The sequence below is a fragment of the Roseovarius sp. PS-C2 genome (genome assembly GCF_018862045.1).
Classification (GTDB): Bacteria; Pseudomonadota; Alphaproteobacteria; order Rhodobacterales; family Rhodobacteraceae; genus Roseovarius.
On sequence record NZ_JAHKSQ010000012.1, the window covers coordinates 41137 to 54223 of the forward strand.

Below are 13087 nucleotides of genomic sequence, written 5' to 3' on the forward strand. Positions count from 1 at the left end.
TGGGCCGAAATGCAAAGGACGGCCCTTGGGGCCAGCCCTTTGCATTTCGTGTTGCAGGAAAAACTTAGGTTGGCCAGATTTTGGCCAACCTTTCCCTCGATAGCTACCAAATGTGGTTTTTTCCGAGGGAGAAAGTATGCTCGCGCCCACGATTATTTCTTCGCCAGCACTTCAGCGCAGATTGCCGCATCCGAGATACGGGATCGACGTCAACTTCTGTCGCAACCCGCAGTGCGAGATCTTCGCAGAGCCGCCTGATCCATACATAAGACAAGGATGCCCACCCGCAAAAGTCAAGCATAATCAACCTGGTGGAGAGGTCATTGGCTCGGACAACGACAAGACTTTCAAGTGTGGTGTCTGCGGCCAGTCGTCGATCATTAAGAACAACACAGCGATCGTAGAGGAGTATCGGCGGCTGCGCGGACGCTTCCGGCCAGAGCTGCCCCCGCCCGACTTCTGCCAGAACGAGACCTGCGACAATCACCAGAAGCAGCTGTCCAAGAATACCGGCTTGTATCGAAAGTCAGGTCGCACAGCGACGGGCACGCAGCGCTACAAGTGCAAGGCCTGCCTGGGCACATTCACGGTTGGGTCGCGCATCCGTAAGCAGCACCGCAGTAGCGCGAACCGCGAGGTGCTTTGGATGATCACGAACGGGATGCCGATCTCGAAAATCAGCGATTTCACCGGCCTTTGCCCGCGGGATGTCTATCGCAAGATCGACTTCATCTACGATCGCGTCGTCGATCACACCGCCCGGCGAGAAGGCTCCTTCGCATCGGTGGATTGGAACAAGGTCGGGCGGCGCTTCGCGACTGATTCCCAGACGCTGCACCTCAACTGGCCGAACAAGAAGACGCGGGCGCAGATCGCCGTGCAGCACCTCTGCACCGCTCACGCTAACACCGGCTATATCATGGCGGCCCATCTTGGCCTTGACCCGAGCGTCGATCTCCCGAACATCGAGGCGCGAATGACGGCGGCAGGGGATTTCGCCTTACCCCGCGCGTTCCGGAGCCAGGCTCGGGTCTGGTCCGAAACCGAGTTCAAGGCGCACCTGGACAAGATCACCAGAGGCGTCCAAATCCATCCGCTCGAAGCGCCGGACGCGGATCTCGACCTGCAACTGCCGCACCGAGGCTCCCTGTTGCGTCAGGACATCGCACAACTCGCGCACGCGTTTCACCTGCGCCATATGCTCGGGAAAGGAGGCGAGCGGTTTGTCTTCGTGCTTGACGCCGATCCAGGCTTGGCGCTGTCCTTCGTCTCGGCATTCGCGATGTGGGTGAAGCAGGCGCGCGCCGATGTCATCGTCGTGCAGTTCAACAAGCACAAGTCCAATGACAAACGGAATATGCTCGTTGGCGAAGGGAAGGCGGCACTCGAACTCGCCACGGGACTCACGCAGGCGGCCTGGACTACTCTGGAGATGGAGGAGAAGCTGCAACGCACCGACACGGCCATCGAAGGCCTCCTGCGTGAGCATCTGCCTGGTGAGCCTTTCGCCTGGCCCTTCCACACCAAAAGCGAGCCGCACCGCCGCATCCGTATCCTGACGGACCGCGCGGATATGGCACCGGATCGGCGCGCCCGCCTGATGCGCCTCGCAACGCTCCGAGGCGTCGATGCCTACTTCCACAAGGTGCGCTCGAATATCCGCTTCGCCGCACGGCCCGCCCATACGCCCAGCGGGAACGGTCGGGCCTGGGATCGACATTACCTCTACAACCCGGAAACGATGGTGAAGATCATCGAAATTTACCGTTTCGTGCACAACTGGATCGGCTCATCGAAGACGAAGGAAACGCCGGCGATGAAGCTCGGTCTCGCTCGCGGCAAGATGCGGCTCAGCGAATTTTTCGAGTAGAAAATGGAACAGCCGCCGATCCCTCGGCGGCTGCAACACGAAATGCAAAGGGCTGGCCCTTGGGGGGCCGCCTTGTAAACCGTTCGAACGTCGTGTCTTTGGCTTAAATCGGGTCCCAGCTAAAGGTATCCGCCGAAACATCCAGCGGTACATAGCTGCCCCGCAGTGCCGGGATCGCGTGGCTGCGCACGCTGTCCAGATCCCAACCCTCGCCGCGGTGGACCGAACGGGTGGGGCGCGGCTGTGACATCAGGAAAATCTCGTTGTTGCGCACGGCAAAGATCTGGCCCGTGGTATCGGCGCCCTCATCCGATGCCAGATAAAGCGCGATTGGCGCGATCTTTTCGGGGGCCATTTCCTTCATCCGGTTCACGCGGGCCTCTTGTTCGGGGCTGTCAACCTTGATCGAAGAGGTCATCCGGCTCCAGGCAAAGGGGGCGATGCAATTGGACCGGATGTTCCAGCGCCGCAGGTCCAGCGCGATGGATTTTGACAGCGCGGCAATGCCAAGTTTCGCCGCCGAATAATTGGCCTGTGCCAGATTGCCGATCAGCCCCGAGGTCGAGGTCATATGGATCAGGCTGCCGGAGCCTTGCTCGCGCATCACATCTGCTGCCGCGCGGCTGGTGTTGAAGGTGCCGTAAAGATGGACCTTTACCACCGCGTCGAAATCCTCGTAGGTCATCTTGTGAAAGAAGCAATCGCGCAGGATGCCCGCATTATTGACCACCGCATCCAGCCGGCCAAAGCTGTCTGTGGCCTGACGCACCATCGCCTGCGCGCCCTCCTGGATGGACACATCATCACCATTGGCCACGGCCTTGCCGCCCAGCTTTTCGATCTCGGTGACGGTTTGCTCGGCGGCGGCGCTGGATTCGCGCTTGCCGTCAAGCGATGCGCCGATGTCATTCACGACAACCGAAGCCCCCGCCTTTGCGGCCTCCAGCGCTATGGCTCGCCCGATCCCGCCGCCTGCGCCCGTTACAAGGACGACCTTTCCGCCAAGGGGTTTTGGTTCTGACATATATCCTCCGTTATGTGGTCTGATCATGGGTCATTCAGCTGCGCGCCGGGCGCACGAAAAGACAGCGTTCAACCAGCTGTGCCGCCTCGGCCAGGGCTGTGCCGACCTCGGTCAGGCTTGCGTCGTCATGCTGTGCGGCAATGGTGATGCTGCTCATCCCCAGACGGGGGATACCGGCGCCGTCGCGGGCGACCGAGGCGACGATATCAAGCCCGCGAAAGAGCTGCCCGCGGTCGCGGCCAAAGCCGGTTTCCCTGGCGGTGGCGACATCCTGCCAATAGGCGTCAAAGCTGGGCGCTTGTTGCCAGCGCACGGCGTCGAACCCTTCGCGGGTCGCGGCCTTGCTCAGCCCCAGCGTGGCGGCGTAACAGCGCCCGACCGCACCGGCAAACACCGGCAGACGGGTGTTTCGCGCGATCACGGCCTGCACGATATTGGGCGCGGTGAACCTGTCGATCAGCACGATCCGCTCTTGCGGGGTGATCTGCCACAGGGCGATCACCACCTTATGATCCTGCGCGATATTGTTCAGCGTCGAGCGCAACAGATCCGACGGATTGGCACCCAGCAGCGGGGCCGCAAGCTCCATCAACCCCATGCCGACACGGTAGGCCTTGGTTGTCGGATCAAAGCTGAGCAACCCCTCATGCGCAAGCGTACGCAGGATGTTGAACGCCGAAGAGACGTTCATATCGGTTTCCCGCGCAATCTGCGTGGCGCCCATGGGGCGGTTGGTCGTGGCCAGCAGGCGCATGATCATCATGGCGTTCTGCACGGCGGGGACGGGTTTATGGCTTTGGTCGTCTGTCATATAATTCCCTGACCAGAATATAATTTACTATACAGAATATTCCTGCTAGTTCAAGACTAGATTAAGACCGTCCAATGGGAGGAAATTCGATGGCCGTAGGTGTGGATGATGATGTTTTTGAACAGCTGATAGATACAGTAAGCCGATTCGCGCGCGAACGGCTTATCCCTGCGGAACGGCAGGTCGAAGAAGAGGATGCGATCCCCGAAGAGATCATTGCCGAGATGAAAGAGATGGGACTTTTCGGCCTCTCAACCCCCGAAGAATATGGCGGCATCGGCCTGAATGTGCCGCAAGAGGCGCGGCTGATCGAGGCGTTGTGCTATGCCTCGCTGACCTTCCGGTCACTGATCGGGACCAATGTCGGCATTGGCGCACAGGGCATCGTGATGGATGGCACCCCTGCGCAAAAAGACCAATGGTTGCCGGGGATTGCCAGCGGTGACACCATCGCCTCTTTTGCGCTGACCGAACCTGATAACGGGTCGGATGCGGGTGGTATCCGTACTGCTGCACGGCGCGACGGCGATGATTTCGTGATCAATGGCACCAAGCGCTATATCACCAATGCCGTGCGCGCCGGTGTGTTCACCGTCTTTGCCCGCACTGATGCCGATAAGCCCGGCGCCGATGGGGTTTCCGCCTTTATCGTGCCTGCCGATACGCCCGGCATCACCGTGGCCAAGCCCGACCGCAAGCTGGGCCAGCGCGGCACCAAGACCTCGGATGTGATTTTCGACGATGTGCGCGTGCCGCAATCGGCGATCATCGGCGGGCCGGAGAACCTGCACAAGGGCTTCCGCACCGCGATGAAGGTGCTGGACCGTGGCCGCATCCATGTCGGCGCGATGGCCGTGGGGCAAAGCCAGCGGATGCTCGATATCGCCACCGATTACGCGCTGGAGCGTAAACAGTTCGGCAAGCCGATCGGGGAACACCAGCTTGTGCAGGGGATGCTTGCCGATTGTCAGGCAGACCTTCATGCCGCCCGCGCCCTTGTGCGCGCCACTGCCGATACATTCAACCGCGAAGGCAAGGCGATCCTTGAGGCGTCCTGCACCAAGTATTTCTGCACCGAGGCCGCGGGCCGGATCGCGGATAGGGCGCTGCAAATCCATGGCGGTGCGGGCTATATGGCGGAATATGATATTGAGCGTCTGTACCGCGATATCCGCCTTTTGCGCATCTATGAGGGCACCAGCCAGATCCAGCAACTGGTGATCGCGCGCCGCACCCTTGCCAATCGGGCGGGTTGATCATGGCATCTTATCCAACACGCGATGCCGCTGATATGCCGCCGCGATCGCGTTTCGCGGCGTTTCTGGACATCAAAACCGTTGTCTGCACCCCCGAAGAGGTGATCTGCCAGATGGTCGTCACCCCCGAGATGGGCAACCGCAACGGGGTGCTGCATGGCGGCGCGCTTATGACGCTGGCCGATACGGCGGCTGGGACATCGGCCTTTATCAACAGCCCTGCCGATGTGTCCAACACCACAGTAGAGGCAAAGACCAACTTCACGCGCCCGATCAAGGTGGGCGACACGGTGACGGCGCGCTGTGTGCCGTTGCATGTTGGCCGGACCACGGTTGTCTTGCAGGTCATCATGACGCGAGGCGACGGCAAGACGGTCGGAATGACATCCCAGACGCATCTGTTTCTGGGCTGGAAAGAATAGGGGGGAGCTATGACAGCGATTGAAACTCTGGGGCCGCAGGCGGCCTATCAGGCCCATCTGGAGGCGGGCCGCTTTATGATCCAACGGGCCAAAAGCACGGGTGAATATGTGTTTTGGCCACGGGTGTTGACGCCCTCGGGGGCGACCGATCTGGAATGGGTGCCCGCCAAGGGGACCGGCACGGTCTATGCGATCACGGTGAACCGGGCGCGCGGGGGCTCATGGAATGTGGCCCTGATCGAGCTGGATGAGGGCGTGCGCATGATGTCGACCTTGCCAGCGGTGGAAACGGCCCCGATCGGCGCGCGGGTCAAGGCACGGGTTGAAACAACAGAAGACGGCCCGCGTGTGGTCTTTGATCTGATGGAGGATGCGAAATGAGGGGTAAGAGCGCAATTGTCGGCATGGCAACCGCAGGCATGGGGGAGGCCCCCGGTTTTTCCGCGATGGAGCTGTTGGGACAAGCCGCCGTGGCGGCCGTGGCCGATGCCGGGCTAAAGATGCAAGACGTCGATGCCGTGTTCTCCGCGACCAGCAGCCACGCCTTTCCCACCATGAGCGTGGTTGAATATCTGGGCCTGAAGCCGCGCTATTTCGACGGCACCAATGTTGGCGGCTCCAGCTTTGAGCTGCATCTGCTGCAGGCGACCATGGCGCTGGAGGCGGGGCTCTGTGATGTGGCGCTGGTCTGCTATGGCTCGAACCAGCGCACCGCAGGCGGGGCGCTTGTCTCCATGAGCGAACCACAGTGGCACGAGACCCCCTATAAGCCGCGCCACCCGATCACCGCCTATGCTTTGGCCACCAGCCGCCATATGGCCCAGTACGGGACCACGCGCGAAAATCTGGCCGATGTGGCGCTTGCGGCGCGGGGCTGGGCGAACCTCAACCCCGAGGCTTTTGCACGCGGCCCATTGACCAAGGATGAGGTGCTGTCGGCGCGGATGATCTCGGACCCGCTGAGCAAATCGGACTGCTGTCTTGTGACGGACGGGGCTGCGGCCTGCGTTCTGGTGCGGGCGGATCGGGCCAAGGATCTGGCGGCCAAGCCGGTTTATTTCCTCGGGGCGGGGGCGGCCAATTACCACCGTTCCATCGTGGCGATGCCGGATCTGACCACCACCGCCGCTGTTGATAGTGGCGCGCGGGCGCTGGAAATGGCCGGCGTGTCGCGCCAAGAGCTGGATCTGGTGATGCTCTATGATGCCTTCACGATCAACACGATCCTGTTCCTTGAGGATCTTGGCTTTTGCCCCAAAGGGGAGGGCGGTCGCTTTGTCGCGGACGGTCGCATCGCGCCGGGCGGAGAGCTGGCAGTCAATACCAACGGGGGCGGGCTGTCTTGTGTGCATCCGGGGATGTACGGGCTGTTCCTGATTGCCGAGGCCGTGGCCCAGATCCGTGGCGAGGCGGGCGAGCGCCAGATCGACGGCTGTGACCTTGCGCTTTGTCACGGCAACGGCGGCACGCTTTCCAGCCAATGCACGGCGATCCTCGGGTCAGAGGCCACATTATGAGCAGCTTTTCGGATATCGACGGGCTGATCGCCCCGCGCTCGGTCGCGATCATCGGCGCATCGGATGATGTGACGCGGATCGGCGGGCGGCCCATCGCGGCGATGCTGCGGGCCGGGTATAAGGGCCGGATTTTGCCGGTGAATCCCAAACGCGACAGGGTGCAGGGCTTGCCCTGTTATGCCAGCGTCCAAGACCTGCCCGAGGTGCCGGATGCAGCTCTGATCGCGGTTCCGGCCAAGCTGGTGCCCGAAACGATTGAGGCACTGGGGCGTATGGGCTGCCGTGCCGCGACGCTTTTCTCGGCCGGTTTTGCCGAGGTGGGGGCCGAAGGTCTGGCCGCGCAGCACGCGCTTGAAGAACTGGCCAAACAGCACGGGATGCGCTTGCTTGGGCCGAATACATTGGGCGTCTACAATGTGGATATCGGCTATTACGGCACGTTTTCATCCTCGCTGGATACCGGATTTCCCAAGTCGGGCAATGTTGGCATTGCCAGCCAGTCGGGGGCGTTCGGCGCACATCTGGGCGCATTGGCACGCGATCGCGGGATCGGCTGTTCGGTTCTGATCACCACGGGAAATGAGTCCGATATCACCGTGGCCGATGCCATTGGCTGGATGGCGCAAAGCGATACGGTGGATGTGATCTGCACCTATATGGAGGCGGTGAATGATGCGCCCGCGCTCTTGGCCGCGCTGGATGCGGCGCGGGCGGCGGGCAAGCCGGTGCTGGCGCTGAAATCGGGGCGCTCGGCGGTGGGGGCGCGGGCGGCGGCCTCACATACGGCGTCATTGACGGGGGATGCGGTGGTGGCGGATGCGGTGCTGAGCGATCACGGCGCGATCATCCTGCGTGATCCGGAATCGATGATGGATATCGCCTATGCCGCCTCTAAAAAGGTGTTCCCGAAACAGCATTCCTTTGGCGTGATTACCGTCAGTGGCGGTGCGGGGATTGTGGCCAGCGATGAGGCAGAGCGCGTCGGCCTGCCGATGCCCGCCATGCCCGATGCCGCCCAAGAGGCGCTGCGCGAGGTGTTGCCCTATGCCGCGCCGGCCAATCCGCTGGACTGTACCGCGCAGGCGCTGAATGATCCGTCCTTGTTGGAAAAATTCACCCGTGCGGCGCTGGAGGATGGCGGTTACGGCGCGGTGATGTGTTTCCTGACCTATGTGGCGGGAAGCCGCGCGATGTCGCAAGTGATCCTTGATGCCATCGCCCCGCTGCGCGCCGAATATCCCGACCGGATCATCGCCTTTTGTGCGCTTGGCGATCCGGAGGTCTTGCAGCATTATGACGATGCGGGGATCCTTGTGTTCAACGATCCTTGTCGTGCGGTGCGGGCGCTGGATACGGTCTTGCGGCTGGGTCGGTCGATGGAAAACCCCACGCAGGCCGATCTGCCCGCTGTGGCGCCGGTCACCCTTCCGGCCAGCAACCCTGATGAGGCGACGGCCAAGATCATTCTGGCCAAGGCCGGAATTGCCGCCGCCCCCGAACAGGCCGTCACGGATGCCGATCAGGCAGTAGAGGCCGCCGAGGGCTTTGGCTATCCGGTGGTGATGAAGATCCTCTCGCCGGATATTTTGCACAAATCCGACATTGGCGCGGTCAAGCTGAACCTGCAGGACACGGATGCGGTGCGTGCCGCCTATGCCGAGATCATGGCCGCAGTTGGTGAACATGCGCCCAAGGCCTCGGTGACGGGGATGCTGGTGGCCAAACAGCTTTCGGGCGGGGTGGAATGTTTGATGGGGATCAACCGTGACCCGACATTCGGTCCGATTGCGGTCTTCGGCCTTGGCGGGATCTTTGTCGAGCTGCTCAATGATGTTGCGGTGCGGGCCTGTCCGTTTGGGGTCGATACCGCGTGTAAGATGATCCTGTCGATCCGCAGTGCGGCGATCTTGCAGGGCGCGCGAGGCACGCCGCCTTCCGATATCGACGCGCTGGCGCAGATGCTCTCTAACCTGTCGGTCTTTGCGGCGGGGGCGGGCGAGGGGCTGAGCTCGATTGACCTGAACCCTGTGCTTGCGATGCCAGAGGGGCAGGGCGCCTATGCGCTGGATGCGGTGATTGAAGTTGCACAAGAGGGGGCTGCCGATGGCCATTGATTATGAAACCCTGCTGAACTTCGATATCCCCGAAGTGCAACAGAGCTATGGCCCGATGGAGGTCGCACGCTATGGGCTGACGGTCGGCATGGGACAGGACCCTATGGACCTGCGCCAGTTGGCCTATGTGGACGGGCTGGCCGATGATCGCCGCGTGATGCCCGCCATCGTCAATGTGCTGGGGCATCCGGGGTTCTGGTTGGGCAATCCCGAAACCGGCGTCAACGCCCTCAAGCTGGTGCACGGTGAACAGGGGATGACCCTGCACAACCCGATCCCGATGGCGGGCACCATTCGCGGCAAGACCCGCGTGACCGGGTTGATCGACAAGGGAGAGGGCAAGGGCGCGTTGCTCTATAGCGAAAAGCAGTTGCATGACGCGGAAACCGGCCTGCATCTTGCGACCTGTCGTAACACGACATTTTTGCGCGCGGATGGCGGTTTTGGCGGGCCAACGGGGCTGGCCAAAAAGCCGCATCAACTCCCGGGTACCGCGCCCGACCATGTGTTCGACACCCCCACGCGGCCCGAACAGGCGCTGGCCTACCGCTGGAATGCCGATCCCAATCCGCTGCATCTTGACCCGCGCGTGGCGGCCAAGGCCGGGTTTGAGCGGCCCATTCTGCACGGGCTTTGCAGTTTTGGCTGTGCGGCACATGCTTTGCTGGCGGTGTTGTGTGATTATGACGCCAGCCGCTTTGGCGCGATGGATTTGCGCTTTACGGCGCATGTCTTTCCGGGTGAAACATTGCGGACAGAGGTTTGGGCAGACGGGTCATTCCGCACCCGCGCTGTGGAACGGGATGTGATCGTCATGGGCAACGGAATTTTCAAGCATAAGGAGGCCGTATGAGCATCGATGTCGAATACCGGTCCGACGGGCTTTGCGTCATCACGATAAATGAGCCTGCGCGCCGTAACCCCATTGGCCATGCCGCCCGTGTCGAATTGATCGCCGCATTGTCGCAGGCCGAGGGCGACGATGCCGTGCGGGCGGTCGTTCTGACGGGGGCTGGCGGGAACTTTTCTGCCGGGGGCGATATCCGCGATCAGGGGGAACGCAGCGTATCCGAGCACCGCGAACGGTTTTCGCGGATCAAGGACCTGGTGATGCGGATGACGCGGTTTTCCAAACCGCTGGTTGCGGGGGTTGAGGGTTGGGCGGCCGGGGGCGGCTTTGCCCTCGCACTGGCCTGTCCGACCATCGTCGCATCCAAAGAGTCGCGTTTTGTCGCCAGCTTTACCAAGATCGGACTGATCCCCGATATGGGTATTCTGGCGACCATGCCCGCCCGGATCGGTGCTGCGCAGACCCGTCGGCTGCTCTTGACCAACCGTGTCATTGATGCGCCGGAAGCCCTGACTTTGGGCGCGGTGGACGTGCTGGCGGATGCGGGCGATGTGCTGCGCCGTGCCTGTGAGATCGCATTGCAAGAGGCCGAGGGCGCGCCCCTGCCACGACAGTTCATCGTCGATTGGTTCGCGCGGGATGTGGCTGCGGCGTTGGACTATGAGCAATCGATTCAACCGGCCTTGCTCAATAGCGCGGATTCCGCCGAAGGGCGCGCAGCCTTTGCGGAGAAAAGACCTCCGCAGTTTCGCGGATGCTGAACAGGGGGGGGCAGGTGCCCTCTGTCCCGCTTTTATCGCTTGGCTGCGATCTGCGGCGGGCCTTGATGTTGGGGGTGATGATCGCGGCGGTCATGCAGATTTTCGCGCCCTCGCATCTGGTGATCGGCCTTGGCACGGGGCTGTTGGTCGGGTTTCTGGCCCTGTCGTGCAAGATGTTCGGCATTGGCACTTGGGTGCCGGTGCTACTCTCGCTGGGGGCGGCGGCGCTGGCGATGGTGCAGCATGTCCCGGCGGATGTCATTTGGCGCGGGCTGGACCGGATGCTGTTTCTGGCGGCGCTGATTGCGATGCTGGCGACCTTGCGATCCGCGGCGGCATTGGCGCCCGAGGTGCGGCTGGCGGGGGCGCTGGTGACCAATCAACCTGCCTCACGCCGCTATCTGTCCATGACCTTTGGCGGTCATCTCTTCGGGGTGTTGGTCAATTTCGGCGGGTTGGCGCTTTTGCTGGATATCGCAAAGCAGTCGATGGACCGCGAAGGCACCGCACAATTACCCCCCGAGGTTCAAGAGGCCCGTTTGCGCCGCATGACCCTTGCCGTGATACGCGGGTTTTCAATGATCGCACTTTGGTCGCCGTTCGGATTTGCCACCAATGCGACCTTGCTGACGTTGCCGGGGATTTCCTATGTGCAATTCGGGCCGATAGGTTTTGCGATGTCATTCGTGCTGACGGCGATTGGTTGGGCCTGGGATACCTATGAGGGCCGAAGGTTCCGCGGTCGCGGATTGCCGACCACCACGCCGCCGCCCAAAAGCGGCTTGGCGGTGGCGTTGCTGCTTGGGCATGTGTTGGCATTGGGGGCGGGGGTCTTTGTCCTGCATGGGATGACCTCGCTCAGCTTTCAGCAGGGGTTGATTGTGATTGTGCCCTGCTATGCCGTGCTTTGGGCCGGGGCGGCGATGCGCCACGAGTCGCGGGGCATCTTGGGCGGCATCGGCAAGGTCGCACAGACAAGCTGGCTGCGGCTGGCAAATATGGGGCCAGAGGTCGGTGTCTTTGCCTCGGCCGGGTTTTTGGCGGTGGTTCTTTTGGCGCTGATCCCGATGGACGCCCTGCGAGAGGTGATCGCCCATTGGGGTCTGTCCGCCTTCTCTTATGCCTTTGGCCTTACGTTTTCGATATTCATACTGGCACTTGTCGGGGTGAACCCGATTATTACGGCCTCGGTTCTGGGGGCTATTGCGGCGCAGCTGGCGGTGCCGGGCCTTAGCAATGTCGCAATTGCCCTGTCGATTATCGGGGGCTGGACCGCCGTGATGGGGCTTTCGCCCTTTATCACCACGCTGGCGATTTCCGCCGCGATCATTGACCGACGGGCAGAAGTGATCGGCCCTGTTTGGAACGGACCTTATTCCATCCTTATTCTGATGATCTGGTCAGCCTTTTTGTGGGCGCTGATACATTTCGGATGGGTCTAGAGCGTCGTCCCCGGCCATTCGCCGGCGGTCACCATCTGGTGGACCTCGGCGGTGATGAACTCGGCAATGCTGGTGGTCAGTCGGGAACTTGGCCGGTTGAGCGGTGACATCAGCACCAGGGTGCGGTCGATCGGGCTACGCTCTATCGGGCGGGCGACCAGCTTTTTGTCGCGCACCTGTTGCAGCACACTGACAAGCGGCAGGATTGTACCACCCAACCCGCGCTCGACAAAGGCCAGCATGGTCGTCAGGATATCCACATCCAACACCACATCAAGGGCAAGGTTTTCCCGCGCCGCAATCGCCTCGATGCGCGCGCGCAGGCCGTGTTCGGGATTGGGCAGGATCAGGGGCTGTTGCAGGGCCGTATGGGCGTCAATCGGGACACCGTCCTGCGCGCCCTTTGCTGCCGATTGGATGAAGAAAAGTTTTTCGATAATAATGGGTTGCGCCTTGATCAGATTGGATTGCTGACCCTCATAGGCAACCCCCAGATCAATCTTGCCGCGTTGGAGCCAGTCTTGCACATGGCCGCTGAAACCCGAAATAATCCGCAGTTTGACGTTCGGATAGATCTGCATCACCCGCTCGATCAAATGTGTGGCGAGGATTTCAGAAACGGTCGGCGGCAGGCCCAGCCTGACCATCCCCGACAGCGGGGCGCGATGCCCCGAGATGTCATTGGCCAGATCCTGAACATCTTCCAGAATGGTTTGCGCCCGGCGGGCCAGCCGGATCCCCTCTTCTGTTGGCATGACCCCGCGCCCATGCCTGCGCAGCAGGGCGACATTCAACTCTTCTTCCAGCGCCTTTACCTGTCGGCTCAGCGCGGGCTGTGCGATGTTCAGATGATCCGCGGCGGCGGTAATGCTGCTGAGTTCAACCACTTGGATAAAGTTTCGGAGCTGACGGAAATCCATTCATGCCTCATGAGTATCTCTGATATATCAATAATGCATTTGAAACATGGCTTCCAGTCCTTATGGTCAAATGAGGAGAGGCACAGCGCCGTCCGGCGTG

At 61.6% G+C, this 13087-nt stretch carries 12 protein-coding genes; 9 read left to right on the top strand and 3 right to left on the bottom strand.

The window, feature by feature from the left end:
- Positions 1-136 precede the first annotated feature (136 nt).
- Positions 137-1870: a hypothetical protein gene (locus KPG71_RS17750; RefSeq protein WP_216339812.1), complete on the top strand. Its 1734-nt coding sequence runs from the start codon at positions 137-139 to the stop codon at positions 1868-1870.
- 103 nt (positions 1871-1973) lie between these two features.
- Here KPG71_RS17750 and KPG71_RS17755 read toward each other — a convergent pair whose 3' ends face one another.
- Positions 1974-2894 carry an SDR family NAD(P)-dependent oxidoreductase gene (locus KPG71_RS17755; RefSeq protein WP_216339814.1) on the bottom strand — a complete coding sequence of 307 codons (921 nt, stop codon included), beginning with the start codon at positions 2892-2894 and terminating at the stop codon, positions 1974-1976.
- 34 nt (positions 2895-2928) lie between these two features.
- Positions 2929-3705, bottom strand: coding sequence for an IclR family transcriptional regulator (locus tag KPG71_RS17760; RefSeq protein WP_216339816.1), 777 nt, complete (start codon positions 3703-3705; stop codon positions 2929-2931).
- Positions 3706-3794: 89 nt separating this feature from the next.
- Here KPG71_RS17760 and KPG71_RS17765 point away from each other — a divergent pair, with 89 nt between their 5' ends.
- The 8 genes from KPG71_RS17765 to KPG71_RS17800 are packed head-to-tail and all read left to right on the top strand — an operon-like array spanning position 3795 to position 12067.
- Positions 3795-4961, top strand: a complete 1167-nt coding sequence (locus KPG71_RS17765; protein ID WP_216339818.1) for an acyl-CoA dehydrogenase family protein — start codon at positions 3795-3797, stop codon at positions 4959-4961.
- 2 nt (positions 4962-4963) lie between these two features.
- Complete coding sequence (locus KPG71_RS17770) at positions 4964-5383, top strand: PaaI family thioesterase (RefSeq protein ID WP_216339820.1); 420 nt, start codon at positions 4964-4966, stop codon at positions 5381-5383.
- A gap of 9 nt (positions 5384-5392) precedes the next feature.
- The gene (locus KPG71_RS17775; RefSeq protein ID WP_216339822.1) at positions 5393-5764 is read left to right on the top strand and encodes a Zn-ribbon domain-containing OB-fold protein; all 372 of its coding nucleotides are present in this window, start codon (positions 5393-5395) and stop codon (positions 5762-5764) included.
- Entirely contained in the window at positions 5761-6900 is a 1140-nt protein-coding gene (locus KPG71_RS17780; RefSeq protein WP_216339824.1) for a thiolase, read from the top strand. The genes KPG71_RS17775 and KPG71_RS17780 overlap by 4 nt, the downstream gene beginning before the upstream one ends.
- Positions 6897-9014: an acetate--CoA ligase family protein gene (locus KPG71_RS17785; protein WP_216339826.1), complete on the top strand. Its 2118-nt coding sequence runs from the start codon at positions 6897-6899 to the stop codon at positions 9012-9014. Before KPG71_RS17780 ends, KPG71_RS17785 begins: the two co-directional genes overlap by 4 nt.
- A complete protein-coding gene (locus KPG71_RS17790; protein WP_216339828.1) occupies positions 9004-9867 on the top strand; it encodes a MaoC/PaaZ C-terminal domain-containing protein in 864 nt (287 codons plus the stop codon). Before KPG71_RS17785 ends, KPG71_RS17790 begins: the two co-directional genes overlap by 11 nt.
- On the top strand, positions 9864-10625 hold the full coding sequence (locus KPG71_RS17795) for an enoyl-CoA hydratase/isomerase family protein (protein ID WP_216339830.1): 762 nt from the start codon (positions 9864-9866) through the stop codon (positions 10623-10625). Before KPG71_RS17790 ends, KPG71_RS17795 begins: the two co-directional genes overlap by 4 nt.
- A gap of 14 nt (positions 10626-10639) precedes the next feature.
- On the top strand, positions 10640-12067 hold the full coding sequence (locus KPG71_RS17800) for a hypothetical protein (protein WP_216339833.1): 1428 nt from the start codon (positions 10640-10642) through the stop codon (positions 12065-12067).
- Here KPG71_RS17800 and KPG71_RS17805 read toward each other — a convergent pair.
- On the bottom strand, positions 12064-12987 hold the full coding sequence (locus KPG71_RS17805; protein ID WP_253196355.1) for a LysR family transcriptional regulator: 924 nt from the start codon (positions 12985-12987) through the stop codon (positions 12064-12066). The genes KPG71_RS17800 and KPG71_RS17805 overlap by 4 nt on opposite strands.
- Positions 12988-13087 lie beyond the last annotated feature (100 nt).

Excerpts from the sequence above, each read along its gene's own strand:
- KPG71_RS17750 (WP_216339812.1), top strand. The coding sequence starts at position 137 with ATGCTCGCGCCCACGATTATTTCTTCGCCAGCACTTCAGCGCAGATTG.
- KPG71_RS17755 (WP_216339814.1), bottom strand. The coding sequence starts at position 2,894 with ATGTCAGAACCAAAACCCCTTGGCGGAAAGGTCGTCCTTGTAACGGGC.
- KPG71_RS17760 (WP_216339816.1), bottom strand. The coding sequence starts at position 3,705 with ATGACAGACGACCAAAGCCATAAACCCGTCCCCGCCGTGCAGAACGCC.
- KPG71_RS17765 (WP_216339818.1), top strand. The coding sequence starts at position 3,795 with ATGGCCGTAGGTGTGGATGATGATGTTTTTGAACAGCTGATAGATACA.
- KPG71_RS17770 (WP_216339820.1), top strand. The coding sequence starts at position 4,964 with ATGGCATCTTATCCAACACGCGATGCCGCTGATATGCCGCCGCGATCG.
- KPG71_RS17775 (WP_216339822.1), top strand. The coding sequence starts at position 5,393 with ATGACAGCGATTGAAACTCTGGGGCCGCAGGCGGCCTATCAGGCCCAT.
- KPG71_RS17780 (WP_216339824.1), top strand. The coding sequence starts at position 5,761 with ATGAGGGGTAAGAGCGCAATTGTCGGCATGGCAACCGCAGGCATGGGG.
- KPG71_RS17785 (WP_216339826.1), top strand. The coding sequence starts at position 6,897 with ATGAGCAGCTTTTCGGATATCGACGGGCTGATCGCCCCGCGCTCGGTC.
- KPG71_RS17790 (WP_216339828.1), top strand. The coding sequence starts at position 9,004 with ATGGCCATTGATTATGAAACCCTGCTGAACTTCGATATCCCCGAAGTG.
- KPG71_RS17795 (WP_216339830.1), top strand. The coding sequence starts at position 9,864 with ATGAGCATCGATGTCGAATACCGGTCCGACGGGCTTTGCGTCATCACG.
- KPG71_RS17805 (WP_253196355.1), bottom strand. The coding sequence starts at position 12,987 with ATGGATTTCCGTCAGCTCCGAAACTTTATCCAAGTGGTTGAACTCAGC.